The organism is Streptomyces sp. RKAG293, from assembly GCF_023701745.1.
Classification (GTDB): Bacteria; Actinomycetota; Actinomycetes; order Streptomycetales; family Streptomycetaceae; genus Actinacidiphila.
In genome coordinates, this window is sequence record NZ_JAJOZB010000001.1 from 6,857,955 (window position 1) to 6,876,171 (window position 18,217).

An 18,217-nucleotide genomic window follows, 5' to 3' on the forward strand; every position below is an offset into this window, starting at 1 on the left:
CCGCGACGAGCGATTGGTGCGCCCGATGGCGAAGCAGACCGTGGCCGAGCAGTTCGTCGACGTCCTGGTGCGCGCCGGGGTGGAGCGGATGTACGGCGTCGTCGGCGACAGCCTCAACCCCGTCGTCGACGCGATCCGGCGCAACGCGGCCATCGAATGGGTGCATGTGCGCCACGAGGAGGTGGCGGCCTTCGCCGCGGGCGCGGAGGCGCAGATCTCCGGGAAGCTGACGGCCTGCGCCGGTTCCTGCGGCCCCGGCAACGTCCATCTGCTCAACGGCCTGTTCGACGCGCACCGGTCGATGGCCCCGGTGCTGGCGCTGGCGGCGCAGATCCCCAGCAGCGAGATCGGCACCGGCTACTTCCAGGAGACCCACCCGGACCAGATGTTCAAGGAGTGCAGCCACTACAGCGAGCTGATCTCCAACCCGCAGCAGATGCCCCGGGTGCTGCAGACCGCGATCCAGCACGCGATCGGCCGCGGCGGCGTCTCCGTCATCAGCCTCCCCGGCGACATCGCTGCGCAGCCCGCCCCGCAGCGCAGCATCGAGCACGCGCTCGTCACCCGCCGGCCCTCGGTGCGGCCCGGTGACGCCGAGCTCGACGCGCTCGCCCGGATGGTGGACGCCGCGGACAAGGTGACGCTGTTCTGCGGCAGCGGCACGGCCGGCGCGCACGACGAGGTGATGGCGTTCGCCGAGCGGGTGAAGGCACCGGTGGGCCACGCCCTGCGCGGCAAGGAGTGGATCCAGTTCGACAACCCGTACGACGTGGGCATGAGCGGACTGCTCGGCTACGGCGCCGCGTACGAGGCGATGCACGAGTGCGACCTGCTGATCCTGCTCGGCACGGACTTCCCGTACAACGCCTTCCTGCCCGACGACGTGAAGATCGTCCAGGTGGACGTCCGCCCGGAACACCTCGGCCGCCGCTCCAAGCTGGATCTGGCGGTGTGGGGCGATGTGCGCGAGACGCTGAGCTGTCTGACGCCCAAGGTGCGGGTCAAGACGCAGCGCAAGTTCCTCGACCGGATGCTGAAGAAGCACAGCGACGCCCTGGAAGGCGTCGTCAAGGCGTACACCCGCAAGGCCGAGAAGCACGTCCCGATCCACCCCGAGTACGTGGCCTCGGTCCTGGACGAGGAGGCCGCCGACGACGCGGTCTTCACCGTCGACACCGGCATGTGCAACGTCTGGGCGGCCCGCTACCTGACCCCGAACGGCCGGCGCCGGGTGATCGGCTCGTTCACCCACGGCTCGATGGCCAACGCGATGCCGCAGGCGATCGGCGCCCAGTTCCTGGACCGCCGCCGCCAGGTCGTCGCGATGTCCGGCGACGGCGGGTTCGCGATGCTGATGGGCGACTTCCTGACCCTGGTGCAGCACGATCTGCCGGTGAAGATCGTGCTGTTCAACAACTCCTCGCTGGGCATGGTCGAGCTGGAGATGCTGGTGGCGGGACTGCCGGCGTCCGGAACGACCAACCACAACCCGGACTTCGCGGCGGTCGCGCGGGCGTGCGGGGCCTACGGGGTCCGGGTGGAGAAGCCGAAGGAGCTGCGGGACGCGCTGCGCGGCGCGTTCAGGCACAAGGGGCCGGCGCTGGTGGACGTGGTCACCGATCCGAACGCGCTGTCCATCCCGCCGAAGATCACCGGTGAGCAGATCGGCGGCTTCGCGCTGTCGATGAGCAGGACCGTGCTCGACGGCGGGGTCGGCAGGATGCTGCAGATGGCGCGCTCCAACCTGCGGAACGTGCCGCGGCCCTGACCCCGGCCCCTTGCGGTGGTTGCTCAGGAACGCGCCGGCCGCAGCCGCAGCGTCAGGATCTGGAACGGCCGCAGCTCCAGCGCGACGCCGCCGCCCCCGGCCCGCTCCGCGGCCCGCAGCGGACGCTCCAGCAGATCCGTCACCGTCGCGTCGGCGACCGGGAACGCCGTCGAGAGGGTGCCGGCAGCGCGGCCGCCGCGCGACTCGTAGAGCCGCACCACCACATCGCCCGAGCGGTCGTCGGCGAGCTTCACCGCCTCGACGGTGATCGACGGGTGACCGGCGGACACCAGTGACGGCGACGCCGGAGCCCCGGCGATCCGCAGCGGCAGGTTCAGCGCCAGCCCCTCGGCCACCGCGTCGCCGGTCCCGGCACCCGGCAGCAGCGCGTAGGTGAACCGGTGCGTGCCCTGGTCGGTCTCCGGGTCGGGGCTGTGCGGCGCGCGCAGCAGGGTCAGCCGGACGGTGGTCCCGGTCCGTCCGGCGTGCACGGTGCGGGTCACGTCATGGCCGTACGTCGAGTCGTTGAGCACCGCGACGCCGTAGCCGGGCTCCGCGACCCGCAGCCAGCGGTGCGCGCAGATCTCGAAACGAGCCGCGTCCCAGCTGGTGTTGGTGTGCGTCGGGCGGAAGACATGGCCGAACTGGATCTCGGACGCGCTGCGGTCGGCGTGCACATCGACCGGGAAAGCGGCCTTGAGCACCTTCTCGGACTCGTGCCAGTCCACCTCGGTGACGAAGTCCAGCCGCGCGCTGCCCGCGCGCAGCCGGATGTCCTGCCGCACCCGGGAGGCGCCGAAGGCCCGTACGGTGCGCACCACCGCGAGCAGCGGGCCGGTGGCGGTCGCCGCGACCGACTCGGCGGCCGTCAGATCGGTGCGCCGCCGCCGGTAGTGCCGGTCGATGTCCCAGGCGTCCCATTTGTTGGGGTGGTCGGGGTGCAGCTGCAGCAGGTTGCCGCGGGTGCCGGGCGCCAGCACCTCGCGTCCGCCGGCCCGCAGGTCGGTCACGGAGGCCAGCAGCCCGTCCGCGTCGACGACCACCCGCAGCAGACCGTTGTCGAGGATGTGCGTGCCGCCGCTGACGGTGACCGAGACCGGGGGGTGCCCGGGGTCGGTGCCGGCCAGCGGCGCGGAGCCCAGCGCGGGCACCCGGACGGCGACCGCCGCCCGGCCGTCCGCCAGCCACTGGGCGCCGATGCCGTCCGGCAGCCCTGCGGCGTCGGCCTCGACCACCTCGTCCCGGCCGTACGGTGCGGCGTTGAGGACGGCGGCGGCGCCACCGCCCAGCGACCGGACGGCTGCGGCGGTGATCCCCGTCAGCTCCTCGCGCACCCGCTCATAGGTGTCGCGGGCCTCGCGGTGCACCCAGGCGATCGAGCTGCCCGGCAGGATGTCGTGGAACTGGTGCAGCAGCACCGTCTTCCAGATCCGGTCCAGGTCGTCGTACGGATAGCCGTACGCGGGGTCGCGCAGCGCCGCGGTGGTGGCCCAGAGCTCGGCCTCCCGCAGCAGGTGCTCACTGCGCCGGTTGCCCTGCTTGGTCTTCGCCTGGGTGGTGTACGTGGCCCGGTGCAGCTCCAGGTACATCTCGCCGGACCAGACCGGCGCCTCCCGCGCGTACTCGCTTTCCGCCACCGCGAAGAAGGCGGCCGGCTTCTCGATGTCGACCCGCGGTGAGCCCTCCAGCGACCGCAGCCTGCGGGCCTTCTCCATCATCTCGCGGGTCGGACCGCCGCCGCCGTCCCCCCAGCCGAACGGCACCAGGGAGCGGGTGGCGCGGCCCTTCTCGGCGAAGTTCCGTACCGCGCGGGCGAGTTCGTGGCCCGCGAAGTGCGAGTTGTAGGTGTCGACCGGCGGGAAGTGGGTGAACACCCGCGTCCCGTCGATGCCCTCCCACCAGAACGTGTGGTGCGGCATCTTGTTGGACTGGTTCCACGACAGCTTCTGGGTGAGGAACCAGCGGACCCCGGCCAGCTCCGCCAGCTGCGGGAAGGCGGCCGTGTAGCCGAAGGAGTCGGGCAGCCAGATCTCCTCGGTCTCCACCCCCAGCTCGTCGAGGAAGAACCGCTTGCCGTGCACGAGCTGCCGGGCCAGCGCCTCGCCGCCGGGCATGTTGGCGTCCGACTCGACCCACATCGACCCGACGGGCGCCCAGGACCCGTCGCGTACGGCCCGCTGCACGCGCTGCCAGATGTGCGGCTGGTGCTCCTTGACCCAGGCGTACTGCTGAGCCTGCGAGCAGGCGAAGACCAGCTCGGGGTAGTCCTGGGCGAGCGCGGTGACGTTGGCGAACGTCCGGGACGCCTTGCGGACGGTCTCGCGCAGCGGCCACAGCCAGGCCGAGTCGATGTGGGCGTGCCCGGCGGCGGAGATCCGGTGGGCGCTGGCGTGCGCGGGCCGGGACAGCGCCTCGACCAGCTCGGCGCGGGCGGCGCGCGCGGTGCCGCGCACATCGTGCAGGTCCAGGGCGTCCAGCATGTTCTCCAGCGCGCGCAGGATCTCGTGCCGGCGCGGCTCGTGCGGGGCCAGCTCGCCCATCAGCTCGGACAGCACCTCGATGTCCAGCAGCAGATGCCAGACCTGCTCGTCGAGGACCGCCAGGTCGGCCGAGGCGAAACGGTACAGCGGCCGGTCCCCGGCGGTCAGCACGTCACCGAGCAGGGTGGGGGCGAAGTGCTGCAGCACGGCCGGGTTGGCGGCCGCCTCCAGCAGCAGGTGCACCGGCTCGCCGCCCAGCGCCGAAGCGGTCACCGGGACATGGCGGTTCATCGGGTGGATGCCCTTCACCGGCACCCCGGCGGCGTCGTGGACCAGCCCCTCGCATTGGAACCCCGGCCCCTCGCCGGTGAATCCGGGGTCGATGACCACCTCGACGCGCTGCCCGACCCAGTTCTGTGGCACGGCGCCCTCCAGCCGGAACCAGCTGGTCGACCACGGAGTGCCCCATTCCGTGCCGGGCGCGAAGGGTTCGAAGACCCCCCGCAGCGCCTGTTCCACCGGCACCGGTTCACCGGCCACCTGCCACACGGACAGGGTCAGCGGCACCCGGGCGGCGTACTGGGCGGGCCTGATGAACTGGGAGAGCGCCCGGTCCAGACGTCCTTCGACCAACTGCCGGTCGTCGTGCATCACGGCTCCTGAGGGGTTCGGGGGTCAATCCCCGGCGGAATCGGCTCATGCGAGGGGTTACCCGTTCCCCCAGCGTCCGCAACAAGCGCCCGTCCGGCCGGTCGTGGGCGGCTCCGCCGTGCCCCCGGAGGAGCCCGGGCCCATGACTGGATGGCCCCGCGGTGGGCATGCATCCCGACAGGATGTTCGACGGGGATGAGGGCGGCGGCCGGAGCGGAGCGATGGAGCGTCAGCCGAAGGAAGAATGCGGCCACGGACCACGAGGCACCGTCGAGGTGCGGGAACTGCGGCACGCCCTGCGCCACGCGGATCTCTCGGCGATAGCCGAGGCGCGCAGGCTGCTGCGCGAGCAGCTGCGGCACTGGGGTGTGCCGGGACTGGTCGACATCGCCGAACTGCTGGCCAGCGAACTGGTCACCAACGCGCTCCAGCACACCGACGAGGGAGCGGTGCTCACCGCGACGCTCTCCGGCGGGCCGGTGCACCGGCTGCGCGTCGAGGTGCACGACCACGCGGCCAGGCGCCCCCGGCTGCACACACCGGGCGAGAACGCCACGTCGGGCCGCGGGCTGCTGCTCGTGCAGGCGCTCGCCGATTCCTGGGGCGTGCGCTCACTGGGCACCGGGAAGGTCGTCTGGTTCGAGCTGGACGTCGACACCGCCTGACGTGACGACGGTGCTCCCGACGATCAGCCGAACTGCCGTTCCAGGTCCTGGAGTTTGCGCTCCAGTGAATCCAGCCGGGGGATCGTCAGCGTGTCGTCCTCGGCCGTGAGGTCGACGGTGAGCGGCTTCTCCTCCGGCACCGGTGCCGGTGCGGGCAGCCCGGACCGCTCCGAGCGCTCCGGCTGGAAGGCGGGACGCGGGCGCACCGGCAGTTCGGCCGTCCCGGCGGTTATGACGGGCTCCGTGGTGCCGCCCTGACCTCCGCCGCCGGAACCTCCGCCGGGCAGTTCCGGGCGACGGTCGCCCCGGTCCCGGCTCCAGCCGCGGTGCTGCCGGTTGAGCGCCCTGACCCGGGCCCGCTCCAGCCGGTCGTGGTCGCGGCGGCGGACGTCGTTCACTTCCTTCTGCTTGCGGTCCTCGCGGACCTCCTCCACCGCCTCGTCGAGCGAGCGCACGTTCTCCAGCAGCATCAGCGACCAGGCGCCGTAGGTCTCCAGCGGGGCCCGCATCCAGCGGACCATCCGGATCTGCGGCAGCGGACGCGGTACCAGGCCCTGTTCGCGCAGCGCGGCCCGGCGGGTCTGCTTGAGCGCCCGGTCGAACAGCACCGCCGCCGACAGGGACATCCCGGCGAAGAACTGCGGGGCACCGGCGTGCTCGATACCGCGTGGCGCGTGCACCCAGTTGAACCAGGCCGCGGCGCCCGCGAACATCCACACCAGCATCCGGGAGCCCAGCGCCGCGTCGCCGTGGCTGGCCTCGCGCACCGCGAGCACCGAGCAGAACATCGCCGCGCCGTCGAGGCCGAACGGGACCAGGTACTCCCAGCCGCCGTCGAGGTTGAGGTTCTGCCGGCCGAAGCCGACCAGTCCGTGGAAGGAGAGCGCCGCGGCGACCGCCGCACAGCAGAAGAGCAGGACGTACGACGCGCTTCCGTAGACCGCTTCCTTGCGGCGCCGGCGTTCCTCGCTGCGCTCCCATGAATCGCTGCCGGGTACGTTCTCGTCGCCGCCGCGCGCACGGCGGTTGCGCAGCGCGACCGCCGAGGCCGCGAGGACCGCCAGGCCCACGGCCCCCGAGAGCGTCCAGTCCAGCGATATGTCGGTAAGTCTCATGTGCGATTCCTAGCGTCGCTTCCGTCGCGCTCGGGCCGCGGGACGGCTTACGGGCGCCATCTTGGCGAACGGCGCACGGACGTGAAGAGGTTTCGCCGGAATAACACGCCTATGGATGGAAAGGTCGAACAGGTCAGCTGGCGGCGGCCAGGCGTTCGATCCGATCGGCGTCGCAGGTACGCGGGCAGGTGCCGCAGGTCTCCGTGGGGCGCACCGTGTAGAACAGGCAGCAGGTGACCCGGTCCCGGGTGCCGGACGGCACGCGGTCCGGCAGCGGCCGTGGTGCGCGCAGTTCGCGGAAGCCCGCGCCGCCGGTGTACGGGGCGCTGGTGCCGGGCAGCAGGGCCGTCAGCTCGGACATCGCCCGCTCGCCCTCGCCGAGCAGATGTCCGACCCGCCACAGGCCCTCGGTGACCTCGTCGGTCGCCATCCCCCACAGGGCGCGCCTGCCCCGCCTCAGCCGGGACTGGAAGCCGTCCAGCAGCGGTCCGAGGTGCTCGGCGAGCGCGGAGCGCAGTTCCAGGCGCAGCGCCTCCTCGGAGGGCACGACGCGGGCTCCGGGGAGAACGGCGGCCGGGTCGTCCGGCAGGCAGCTGAAGTCGTGGGTGCGGACCGTCAGCCGGCCCTGGGTGCGGTGGAACGACACATCGGACACCGGCAGCCACGGGACCCTGCGGTGCAGGAACCACGGGACGGTGAAGAGCAGGCAGGCCGGCCAGGCGTAGCGGTGCAGGCCGAAGCCGGCGATCACATCGGGGCGGGCGCGCTTCCCGTGGTCGCGCAGCACCTGCTGCTCGTCCCAGACCAGGAAGGTGTCCAGGGCCGCTCCGCCCGCCGCCAGCTCGTCGGCGCGCACCCAGCCGTCCCCGCTGCGGGGCGCTTCCTCGGTCACGCGCAGCGAGGGATACGCCCCGGTGAGGCGGGCGTAGGCGGGCGCGGTGACAGGCATGGCGAGCATGGCGGACCGTCCAGAAAGGGTTCCAAGGGAGGTAAGGCTTACCTTATCCGATGGGGTGGGGGTTTAACCTAACGGCACTACGCCACACGAGTGGTGCCGTCCAAGAGGGAAGGACCCGGTGAACGACACCGCCGCCGCGCGCCCTGCGGGAACCCCGTCCGTCCCGCCGCCCCGCCGCCCCGGACAGGTCCGCGGAACTCACCCGCATGCCGCGGCATTCGCCGCACCGGCCGGTGACACCGTCCCCGCCGAGCGGCGGCTGCCCGAGCGCTACTCGGTCCGCGACCAGGTGCTGAACGCGCTGCGCAGCGCGCTGGTCAGCGGTGAACTGCGGCCCGGCGCCGTCTACTCGGCGCCCTCGCTCGCCGAGCGCTACGGCGTATCGGCCACGCCGGTCCGCGAGGCCATGCAACTGCTCGCCCGGGAGGGCGCCGTCGAGGCCATGCCCAACCGCGGATTCCGGGTCGCGGAACGCAGTGCGCGCGACCTCGCGGAACTGGCGGAGGTCCGGGCGCTGATCGAGGTCCCCGTCGTCCTCGGCCTCGCCCGCACCATCGCCCCCGAGCGGTGGGAGGCGCTGCGCCCGCTCGCCGCCGCCACCGTCGCCGCGGCCGCCCGCGGCGACCGGGCCGCCTACGCGGACTCCGACCGGGTCTTCCACCGCGCGATGCTCGAACTCTCCGGCAACCACCAGCTGGTCGCCGTCGCGGACGAGCTGCACCGGCGCTCCCAGTGGCCGGTCTCCGGACCGTCCCGCACTCCGTCGCGCCCGGCGGAGCTGCTCGCCGACGCGACGGAGCACGCCGTGCTGCTGGAAGCGCTGGTGGCCGGAGACGTGGTCACGGTCGAATCACTCGTCCGTGAGCACTTCTCCGGCTCCGCCTGGGGCTGACGGGGCGCCCGGCCCCGATCAGGCGCTCTCCGCCGGGTGCGGGAGCCAGACCGGGATTCCGCCCAGCAGGGCGTGCAGGCGGGCGGCCTCGGCGCGCAGGGCCGTCGCGGCGGGTTCCGGTTCCACCTCGGCGAGGGCGAGCATGGCCGGGGCCGTGCCCACGAGGTAGCCGATGTCGACGCGGATGCGGAGGGACTCGGTGAAGCCCCGGTGGGCCTCGGCGAGGTCACCGTCGGCGGCGGCGAGGCCGGCCAGATGGCGCCAGGTGAACGAGGTCAGCAGCGCGTCGCCGTGGGCGACGGCGCCCGCGTGCGCGCGCCGGTAGGCGGCGCGGGCGGCGGTGGGGTTCTGGGCGACGTTCTCGGCGAACAGACCCCGGCGGAAGTCGAGCAGCGGCCTTCCCGGCGACACCTGGCTCAGCAGCGCCGCGCTGCGGCCGAACGCGGCCCGGGCCTCGTCGGCGCGGTCACGGACGGAGAAGAGCGTGGCGGCGTAGGCGAGATGGCCGCGCTCGCACGCGGCGGCGCCCCGCTCCTCGTCACTGCCGGCCAGCGCCTCGGCGGAGCGCAGCGCGTCCTCCGCCTCGGACCAGCCGTCGAGGGTGAACATGCACCCCTCGACGAGCAGTGCGGCACGGCGCAGCGCCGTGTCCGGGCTGTCGGCGCAGAACGGGGCGAGTATCGCCGCCGCCTCCGCCCAGCAGCCGCGGGCCCTGAGGCGCCACACATCGGGCGTGCCCACCACAGATTCCGGCATGGCGGTATCCGCCACAACCTACCCCCCCAAGCGCATCGTCGAGCCAAGTGGTCGAAGTCCAGCATGCCGCAGGGGCCCGCGCCAAGAGGGCGGTGATCAATTGCTCCTGATCCGAGTGATCGAGGGTCCGCCGGTACGGCGTCAGCTCATGCGGAGCGCGAGGAAGAAGTCCAACTTGTCTTCCAGACGCGCGAGATCACGCCCGGTCAGTTGCTCGATCCGGCCGATACGGTACCGCAGAGTGTTCACGTGCAGATGCAGCCGGGTTGCGCAGCGGGTCCAGGAGCCGTCGCACTCCAGGAACGCCTCGAGGGTCGGGATGAGCTCGGCGCGGTGCCGCCGGTCGTAGGCGCGCAGCGGATCGAGCAGCCGCGCGGTGAAGGCGCGGCGGACGTCGTCCGGCACGAAGGGCAGCAGCAGGACGTGCGAGGCGAGCTCCTCGTGCCCGGCCACACAGACCCGCCCGGGGCGGGCGGCGGCGACCCGGCGGGCATGCCGGGCCTCCTCCAGGGCGCCGCGCAGTCCCTCGGCGGAGTGCACGGTGGCGCTGACGCCGATGGTGAGCCGTCCGTCGTCGGCCAGGCCCCGGCTGAGCGGGCCCCGCAGGGTGTCGAGCAGGCCGTCGGCGCGCCAGTCGTCGGTGAAGCCGCCGTCGGACGGGTCGGCGGGCGGCAGCGGTACGAGGGCCATCGCCTCGTCGCCCGCGTGCGCCACCGCGATGCGGTCGGTGGGGTCGGGGCCGATGGCGGCCGGGTCGACCAGCGCCTCCTCCAGCAGCATCTGGGCGGCCGGTCCCGCGGGCACGTCGCCGCCCGCCCAGTCCACCCGGGCGACGACGACCTGCCAGTGCGGCGCGGCGCCCAGCCCGGGGACCAGGACGGGCGCGGCGACCCGCAGTCGGGCGGCGATCTCGGCCGGCGGCGAGCCGGCCTGGACCAGTTCCAGCACCTCGTGCGCGAGCCGGCGGCGCACGGTGCGCGCGGCGTCGTGGCGGTCCCGCTCGACGGCGATCAGCTGGGTGACGCCCTGGAGCAGGTCCAGCCGCTCCGCGGGCCAGTCCCCGGCGTCGGCGTCGACGGCGAGGAACCAGTCCGAGAGCAGGGTGGCCCGGACATCGGCCGCGGGGGTGGTGCCGCCGGTGCGGATCGGGAAGAGCGAGTACGTGCTGGTGGTGCCGCCGGACGCGAGCGACGTGCGGTGCGGGGAGGGCCGGGCGGTGCGCATGGCGGCCAGATGGGCGCCGGCGAGCTCGGCGCGCACCGCGGTGGGCAGCGGATGCTCAGAACCGGCGATCTGCCGTCCGGTGGCCGACAGCACCCAGGCGCGCAGGTCCAGGTCGGTGCCGAGCAGATCCAGCACGGCGTCGGGGCCGCCGCCCGCGGGGCCCGACGACATCAGCCGCCGGTGCCGGTCCACGACCGCGGCCAGATCGCCGGCCCGCTCCGTGGAGACCTGCCGGACCACGTGCTCGGTGATCGAGGCGAAGGCGACGTTCTCGTCCACGGCGAACAGCGGCAGCCGGTGCCGGAAGCAGGCCGCCACCAGATCGTCGGGGATGGAGCCCAGCTCGGCCTCGCCCGCCGCGAGTCCCGCTACACCGGCCGAGGCGAGGATTCGTACGAATCGCTCGGAGTCCTCCGCTTCGTGCCGCCAGGCGAGTCCTGTGAGCACCAGCTCACCGCCCGTGAGATAACGGCTCGGATCGCGGAGATCCGTGGTCATCACGCCACGGACCGTGCGATCCAGCTCGTCCTCACCACCGAGCAGGCGCAGGCCTAGAACATCGGTGTCCAGCAGTGCGCGCAGCCGCATCGTTGTCGCCTTGTCTCGAACGCTTGCCTGGTCAAAGCCCTACCAGGGTGGCGCCTGGTTCGTTCCATCGGTGTTGCCGGTCCGATGCCGCGAGGTTTCGGACGGCGCCCTTTCATAGGAATCTACAAGACATGAGTACTGGCCAGCCAAGTCCTTCATGTTTTCAGTGACTGCACCCGGAAGGGTGGTGGGCCGTGTACTGGGCCCCACGCAGCGTTAACAACACGTGAACAGCCCCGCTCGAGATTCGAGAAGAGAACCCCCATGGACTTCCTGCGCCCCGCAAGCTGGGAGGAGGCGCTCGCCGCAAAGGCCGAGCACCCCACAGCTGTGCCCATCGCGGGCGGCACCGACGTGATGGTCGAGATCAATTTCGACCACCGCCGGCCCGACGTGATGCTGGACCTGAACCGGATCGGTGAGCTGCAGGAGTGGGAGGTGACCGAGGAGACCGTCCGCCTGGGCGCCTCGGTCCCGTACACCCGGATCATGGAGCACCTGCGCACCGAGCTGCCCGGTCTGGCGCTCGCCGCCCACACCGTCGGCTCCCCGCAGATCCGCAACCGCGGCAGCGTCGGCGGCAACCTCGGTGCCGCCTCCCCGGCCGGCGACTCGCACCCGGCCCTGCTGGCCGCGGGCGCCGAGGTCGAGGCCGTCTCCGTCCGCGGTACCCGGCTGATCCCGGTCGAGGAGTTCTACACCGGCGTGAAGCGGAACTCGCTCGCCGCCGATGAACTGATCCGCGCCGTGCACATCAAGAAGGCCGACGGGCCGCAGCAGTTCTCCAAGGTCGGCACCCGCAACGCGATGGTCATCGCGGTCTGCGCGTTCGGCCTGGCGCTGCACCCCGAGACCAGGACGGTCAAGACCGGCATCGGCTCGGCCGCTCCCACCCCGCTGCGGGCCCGCGTCGCCGAGGACTTCCTCACCGCCGCGCTCGAAGAGGGCGGTTTCTGGGAGAACGGCAAGATCATCCCGCCGGCCGTGGCACGGCAGTTCGCGGAGCTGGTCTCCGGGGCCGCCAACCCCATCGACGACGTACGCGGCACCGCCTCGTACCGCCGTCACGCGCTGGGCGTCATGGCCCGCCGCACGCTCGGCTGGACCTGGGACGAGTACCGTGGGAACGAGAGGACGCAGTCATGCGCGTGACCTTCAATGTCAACGGCCGCCCGCAGGAGGCCGACGACGTCTGGGAAGGCGAGAGCCTTCTCTACGTCCTCCGCGAGCGCATGGGACTCCCGGGCTCGAAGAACGCCTGTGAGCAGGGCGAGTGCGGCTCCTGCACGGTCCGCCTCGACGGTGTGCCGGTGTGTGCGTGCCTGGTGGCCGCCGCTCAGGTCCAGGACCGCGATGTCGTGACCGTGGAGGGCCTGGCGGACTACGCCAAGGACCGCGCGGCCGGCCGCTGCGGGACCGGCGCCTGCGGCACCCCGCTCGGCGAGGCCCAGAAGTGGGCCGCCAAGCCGGCCGACGGGCAGACCGGTGAGAGCACCGAGTCCGGGGACCTGTCCCCGATCCAGGAGGCGTTCATCGACGCCGGCGCGGTGCAGTGCGGTTTCTGCACCCCCGGCCTCCTCGTCGCCGCCGACGAACTGCTGGAGCGCAACCCGTCCCCGTCCGACCAGGACATCCGCGAGGCGCTCTCGGGCAACCTGTGCCGTTGCACCGGCTACGAGAAGATCCTCGACGCGGTCCGCCTCGCGGCAGCGCGCGGCGAGTCCGTCACCGCCGGAGAGGGCGTCTGACCATGGGCGTTACCCGTAATCCCACGAACATCACCCAGGGCAGCAAGACCAAGGGCGGCCTCGGCGAGTCCACGCTGCGCCCGGACGGCACCCTGAAGGTCACCGGTGAGTTCGCCTACTCCTCGGACATGTGGCACGAGGACATGCTGTGGGGCTTCACGCTCCGCAGCCCGCACGCCCACGCGAAGATCCTGTCGATCGACACCGGCGAGGCGCTCGCCACCTCCGGCGTCTACGCGATCATGACCCATGACGACCTGCCCGCCTTCACCAAGTACGGGCTGGAGTACAAGGACACCCCGGTCCTCGCCGACGGCGTCGTGCGCTACCACGGTGAGCCGATCGCGATCATCGCCGCCGACCACCCGGAGACCGCGCGCCGCGCGGCCGCCAAGATCAAGGTCGAGTTCGAGCTGCTGCCGCTGGTCATCGACGAGGAGACGGCGCTCGCGGACGGTGCGCCGATCCTGCACCCGAACCGCGACGACCACCACGCCGGCCACGTCACGCACCCGAACATCGTGCACCGCCAGCCGATCATCCGCGGCGACGCGAACGAGGCCGCCCAGCGCGCCGACATCGTCATCAGCGGTGAGTACGAGGTCGGCATGCAGGACCAGGCCTTCCTCGGCCCGGAGTCCGGCCTGGCCGTGCCCGCCGAGGACGGCGGCGTCGATCTGTACATCGCCACCCAGTGGCTGCACTCGGACCTCGGCCAGCTCGGCCCGGTCCTCGGTCTGCCCGAGGACAAGATCCGTATGACGCTGTCCGGCGTCGGCGGCGCGTTCGGCGGCCGTGAGGACCTGTCGATGCAGGCCCACGCGTGCCTGCTGGCGCTCCGCACCGGCAAGCCGGTCAAGATCGTCTACAACCGTTTCGAGTCCTTCTTCGGCCATGTGCACCGCCACCCGGCGAAGCTCTGGTACGAGCACGGTGTCACCAGCGAAGGCAAGATCACGCACATGAAGTGCCGGATCGTGCTGGACGGCGGCGCCTACGCCTCGGCCTCCCCGGCCGTCGTCGGCAACGCCTCCTCGCTGGCGGTCGGCCCGTACGTGATCGACGACGTCGAGATCGAGGCCGTCGCGCTCTACACCAACAACCCGCCCTGCGGCGCGATGCGCGGCTTCGGCGCGGTCCAGGCGTGCTTCGCCTACGAGGCGCAGATGGACAAGCTCGCCGCCGCGCTCGACATGGACGCGGTCGAGTTCCGTCAGCTCAACGCCATGAGCCAGGGCACGATCATGCCGACCGGCCAGCCGGTCGACTCCCCGGCCCCGGTCGCCGAACTGCTGCGCCGCGTCAAGGCGCTGCCGATGCCGCCCGAGCAGCAGTGGCTGGCCGGCGACTCCGCCGGCCGGAGCACCGATGTCCGCGCGCTGCCCGGCGGTCTGTCGAACACCACCCACGGCGAAGGTGTCGTGCGCGGGGTCGGCTACGCGGTCGGCATCAAGAACGTCGGCTTCTCCGAGGGCTTCGACGACTACTCCACCGCCCGTGTGCGGCTGGAGGTCATCAACGGCGAACCGGTCGCCATGGTGCACACCGCGATGGCCGAGGTCGGCCAGGGCGGCGTCACCGTGCACGCCCAGATCGCCCGCACCGAACTCGGCGTCGCGCAGGTGACGATCCACCCCGCCGACACCCAGGTCGGCTCCGCCGGCTCCACGTCCGCCTCCCGGCAGACGTATGTGACCGGCGGCGCGGTGAAGAACTCCTGCGAGGCCGTCCGCGAGAAGGTCCTGGAGCTCGGCCGCGCCAGGTTCGGCAGCTACCACCCCGCGTGGGCCACCGCCGAACTCCTCCTGGAGGGCGGCAAGGTCGTCACCGACGGCGGCGAGGTGCTCGCCGATCTGGTGGACGTCATCGAGGGCGAGACCATCGATCTCGAGCTGGAGTGGCGGCACCGTCCGACCCAGGCGTTCGACCTGGTCACCGGGCAGGGCCACGGTCACGTCCAATACTCCTTCTGCGCCCACCGCGCGGTCGTCGAGGTCGACACCGAGCTGGGCCTGGTCAAGGTCATCGAGCTGGCCGCGGCCCAGGACGTCGGCAAGGCGCTCAACCCGCTGTCGGTCGTCGGCCAGATCCAGGGCGGCACCACCCAGGGCCTCGGCCTGGCCGTCATGGAAGAGATCATCGTCGACAAGAACGCGAAGGTACGGAACCCGTCCTTCACCGACTACCTGATCCCCACCATCCTCGACACGCCGACCATCCCGGTCGACGTGCTGGAACTCGCCGACGAGCACGCCCCGTACGGGCTCCGCGGCATCGGTGAGGCCCCGACCCTCTCCTCCACGCCCGCCGTCGTCGCCGCCATCCGCGCCGCGACCGGTCTGGCACTCAAGCGCGTACCGGTCAGGCCCGAACACCTCACCGGCACGTGACGACCTCCGGACGGGGTGGGGGAATGACGAACCCCGCCCCGTCCGGGGCCACCGAGGCGCCACCAACCGGCCTCCGTGGCAACGGCACCCCGACCGGACCGGCCGCACCCGCGGCCGCCGGCCGGACGCCGTTCCGGCCCGTGCCCGGCTCCCGCCGCGCGCACCGGCCACCCCGCTCCACCCCGTTCGCCTCGGGCCGTCCCCCGGGTCGTGCAGCCATAGCAGCATCCCAAAATCCGCACACCATGTGCGGGTGTCCCATTGAACCTTGGGAGTCGGCACCATGACCCAAACCCCTGTAGAGCTGAAGACCACGGCGGAGGACGCGGGCGCGGGCTCGCGCCCACCGGCCGGCCGATCCTGGCTCGACCGGTACTTCCACATCTCCGAAAGAGAGTCGACGATCCCCCGCGAGGTCCGCGGCGGCATCACGACCTTCATGGCGATGTGCTACATCCTGCTCCTCAACCCCCTTCTGCTCTCCGGCCCGGACGCCAGCGGGCACAAGCTCAGCCATGCGGGACTGATCACCGCGACGGCCCTCGCCGCGGCGGTCTCCACCCTGCTGATGGGCTTCCTCGGCAAGGTTCCGCTCGCCCTCGCCGCGGGACTGAGCGTCTCCGGTGTACTGGCCACCCAGGTGGCCCCCAACATGACGTGGCCGCAGGCCATGGGCATGTGCGTGATCTACGGCGTCATCATCGTGCTGCTGGTGGTGACCGGGCTCCGCGAGATCGTCATGAACGCGATACCGCTGGCCCTGAAGCACGGCATCACCATCGGCATCGGCATGTTCATCGCCCTCATCGGCCTGGTGAACGCCGGCTTCGTCGGCAAGGGTGACGTGAAGGGCACCGCCCCGGTCACCCTCGGCATCGGCGGACAGCTCTCCGGCTGGCCGGTCCTGCTCTTCTGCGTCACGCTGCTCCTGATCTTCATGCTGCAGGCCCGCAACATCCCCGGCGCGATCCTGATCGGCATCGTCGTCGGCACGATCCTCTCGGTCGTGGTCAACTCCGTCGGCGGCCTGACCGACCAGGACTGGGGCGGTGCGGCCCCGAAGCTGCACGGCAGCGCGGTCTCCATGCCCGACTTCGGACTCTTCGGACACGTCGAGTTCGGCGGCTGGGGCTCCATCGGCGGCATGACCGTCGGCGTCATCGTCTTCACCCTGGTGCTGGCCGGCTTCTTCGACGCGATGGCCACCATCATCGGCGTCGGCACCGAGGCCAAGCTCGCCGACGAGCAGGGCCGGATGCCCGGCCTCAGCAAGGCACTGTTCATCGACGGTGCGGGCGGTGCGATCGGCGGCGTCGCCGGCGCCTCCGGCCAGACGGTCTTCATCGAGTCGGCCACCGGAGTCGGCGAGGGCGCCCGCACGGGTCTGTCCAGCGTCGTCACCGGTCTGCTCTTCGCGGCCGGCCTGTTCTTCACCCCGCTGGCCCAGATCGTCCCGGGCCAGGTCGCGGCCGCGGCGCTGGTCGTCATCGGCGCGATGATGATGAGCAACGCCCGGCACGTGGACTGGTCGGACCGCTCGGTCTCGGTCCCGGTCTTCCTGACCGTGGCCCTCATGCCCTTCACGTACTCCATCACCGCAGGTGTCGCCGCGGGCGTCATCTCCTACACCGCCATCAAGGCGGCGCAGGGCAAGTGGCGTGAGCCCGGCCTCTTCATGTGGGTGCTCACGGCGGTGTTCTTCGTCTTCTTCGCTCTCCACCCCATCGAGAGCTGGCTCGGCGTCAAGTAGAGGAGCTGTTCACCATGCTGGACATCGCTGACGAGCTGCACCGCTGGTGCCGCCAGGGGCGTCCGTTCGCCGTCGCGACCGTGGTCGCGGTGGGCGGAAGCGCTCCCCGGCAGCCCGGTGCCGCGCTCGCCGTCGATTCCGACGGCACCGCGATCGGCAGCGTGTCCGGAGGGTGTGTCGAAGGAGCTGTCTACGAGCTCTGCAAGGAAGCGCTGGAGTCAGGGGACTCGGCGGAGCCCGTGCTCCAGCGCTTCGGATACTCGGACGACGATGCGTTCGCCGTGGGACTCACCTGCGGCGGCGTCATAGACATCTTCGTCCAGCGAGTGGACCCCGGCGTGCGGCCGGAGTTCACGGCGGCCCTGGCCGCCGCCGCAGCGGGAGAGACGGCCGCGGTGGCCAGGATCGTCGAGGGACCGGCCGAACTGCTCGGCCGGGCCCTGGCCCTGCGGGCCGACGGACGGTACGCGGGCAGCCTCGGCGACCCCGAGCGGGACCGCACGGCGGCGGCCGAGGCCCACGCCCTGCTGGAGGCGGGCCGGACCGGCACCATCGGGATCGGCGCGGACGGCAGCCGCTGCGGCGAACCCCTCACCCTGCTTGTCGAGTCCAGCGTGCCGGCGCCCCGCATGATCGTCTTCGGTGCGATCGACTTCGCCGGCGCCGTCGTCAAGGTCGGCAAGTTCCTCGGCTACGAGGTGACGCTCTGCGACGCACGCCCCGTCTTCGCTACCCGCGCGCGCTTCCCGGAGGCCGACGAGGTCATCGTCGACTGGCCGCACCGCTACCTGGACGAGACCACCGCCGCGGGACGCGTCGACGGCCGTACGGTCATCTGCGTACTGACCCACGACGCCAAGTTCGACGTACCGCTGCTGGAGCGGGCCCTGAAGCTTCCCATCGCCTTCGTCGGCGCCATGGGCTCACGCCGCACCCACCTGGACCGCCTGGAGCGGCTGCGGGAGGTCGGCGTCACCGAGCTCGAACTGGCCAGGCTGCGCTCGCCGATCGGCCTCGACCTCGGTGCCCGGACGCCCGAGGAGACCGCGCTGTCCATCGCCGCGGAGATCGTCGCCCACCGGCGCGGCGGCAGCGGCGTCCCGCTGACCGGAGCGCACACCCCGATCCATCACGAGGCCGAACCCCCGATAGCCCGGCGGGTCGGCTCCTCCGCGGCATAGCGCCTGCTCGCGTCGTCGTTGCGGACCGGAACCGTCCGCAAGGCGTCGTAG

13 protein-coding genes are annotated in these 18,217 nt (G+C 72.1%); 8 read left to right on the forward strand and 5 right to left on the reverse strand.

The window, feature by feature from the left end:
* The first annotated feature begins 25 nt into the window (after window positions 1–25).
* The gene (locus LNW72_RS30365; RefSeq protein ID WP_250978271.1) at window positions 26–1,768 is read left to right on the forward strand and encodes a pyruvate dehydrogenase; all 1,743 of its coding nucleotides are present in this window, start codon (window positions 26–28) and stop codon (window positions 1,766–1,768) included.
* 23 nt (window positions 1,769–1,791) lie between these two features.
* Here the strand turns inward: LNW72_RS30365 and LNW72_RS30370 are convergent, their stop codons facing one another.
* Window positions 1,792–4,899 carry a glycoside hydrolase family 38 C-terminal domain-containing protein gene (locus LNW72_RS30370; protein ID WP_250978272.1) on the reverse strand — a complete coding sequence of 1,036 codons (3,108 nt, stop codon included), beginning with the start codon at window positions 4,897–4,899 and terminating at the stop codon, window positions 1,792–1,794.
* A 182-nt stretch (window positions 4,900–5,081) separates the two neighbouring features.
* Here LNW72_RS30370 and LNW72_RS30375 point away from each other — a divergent pair, with 182 nt between their 5' ends.
* Window positions 5,082–5,564, forward strand: coding sequence for an ATP-binding protein (locus tag LNW72_RS30375; RefSeq protein ID WP_374117355.1), 483 nt, complete (start codon window positions 5,082–5,084; stop codon window positions 5,562–5,564).
* A gap of 23 nt (window positions 5,565–5,587) precedes the next feature.
* Here the strand turns inward: LNW72_RS30375 and LNW72_RS30380 are convergent, their stop codons facing one another.
* Both LNW72_RS30380 and LNW72_RS30385 read right to left on the reverse strand, forming a co-directional pair.
* Window positions 5,588–6,679 (reverse strand): DUF2637 domain-containing protein, encoded by a 1,092-nt coding sequence (locus LNW72_RS30380; RefSeq protein ID WP_250978273.1) that lies wholly within the window; start codon window positions 6,677–6,679, stop codon window positions 5,588–5,590.
* A 133-nt stretch (window positions 6,680–6,812) separates the two neighbouring features.
* On the reverse strand, window positions 6,813–7,637 hold the full coding sequence (locus LNW72_RS30385) for a (2Fe-2S)-binding protein (RefSeq protein ID WP_250978274.1): 825 nt from the start codon (window positions 7,635–7,637) through the stop codon (window positions 6,813–6,815).
* Between the two features lie 118 nt (window positions 7,638–7,755).
* Between LNW72_RS30385 and LNW72_RS30390 the strand changes: the two genes are divergently transcribed.
* Window positions 7,756–8,529, forward strand: coding sequence for a GntR family transcriptional regulator (locus tag LNW72_RS30390; RefSeq protein ID WP_250978275.1), 774 nt, complete (start codon window positions 7,756–7,758; stop codon window positions 8,527–8,529).
* A gap of 18 nt (window positions 8,530–8,547) precedes the next feature.
* Here LNW72_RS30390 and LNW72_RS30395 read toward each other — a convergent pair whose 3' ends face one another.
* Complete coding sequence (locus LNW72_RS30395; protein WP_250978276.1) at window positions 8,548–9,285, reverse strand: hypothetical protein; 738 nt, start codon at window positions 9,283–9,285, stop codon at window positions 8,548–8,550.
* Between the two features lie 141 nt (window positions 9,286–9,426).
* On the reverse strand, window positions 9,427–11,097 hold the full coding sequence (locus LNW72_RS30400; RefSeq protein WP_250978277.1) for a PucR family transcriptional regulator: 1,671 nt from the start codon (window positions 11,095–11,097) through the stop codon (window positions 9,427–9,429).
* Between the two features lie 264 nt (window positions 11,098–11,361).
* On the opposite strand from LNW72_RS30400, the gene LNW72_RS30405 reads away from it, so the two are divergent.
* The 5 genes from LNW72_RS30405 (at window position 11,362) to LNW72_RS30425 (ending at window position 18,166) form a co-directional block, all read left to right on the forward strand.
* Window positions 11,362–12,249, forward strand: coding sequence for a xanthine dehydrogenase family protein subunit M (locus LNW72_RS30405; RefSeq protein ID WP_138358062.1), 888 nt, complete (start codon window positions 11,362–11,364; stop codon window positions 12,247–12,249).
* The gene (locus LNW72_RS30410) at window positions 12,240–12,845 is read left to right on the forward strand and encodes a (2Fe-2S)-binding protein (protein WP_250978278.1); all 606 of its coding nucleotides are present in this window, start codon (window positions 12,240–12,242) and stop codon (window positions 12,843–12,845) included. Before LNW72_RS30405 ends, LNW72_RS30410 begins: the two co-directional genes overlap by 10 nt.
* Before the next feature lie 2 nt (window positions 12,846–12,847).
* Window positions 12,848–15,235 carry a molybdopterin cofactor-binding domain-containing protein gene (locus LNW72_RS30415; protein ID WP_250978279.1) on the forward strand — a complete coding sequence of 796 codons (2,388 nt, stop codon included), beginning with the start codon at window positions 12,848–12,850 and terminating at the stop codon, window positions 15,233–15,235.
* Between the two features lie 283 nt (window positions 15,236–15,518).
* Window positions 15,519–16,985: an NCS2 family permease gene (locus LNW72_RS30420; protein WP_250978280.1), complete on the forward strand. Its 1,467-nt coding sequence runs from the start codon at window positions 15,519–15,521 to the stop codon at window positions 16,983–16,985.
* A gap of 14 nt (window positions 16,986–16,999) precedes the next feature.
* Complete coding sequence (locus LNW72_RS30425) at window positions 17,000–18,166, forward strand: XdhC/CoxI family protein (protein ID WP_250978281.1); 1,167 nt, start codon at window positions 17,000–17,002, stop codon at window positions 18,164–18,166.
* The last annotated feature ends 51 nt before the right edge of the window (window positions 18,167–18,217 follow it).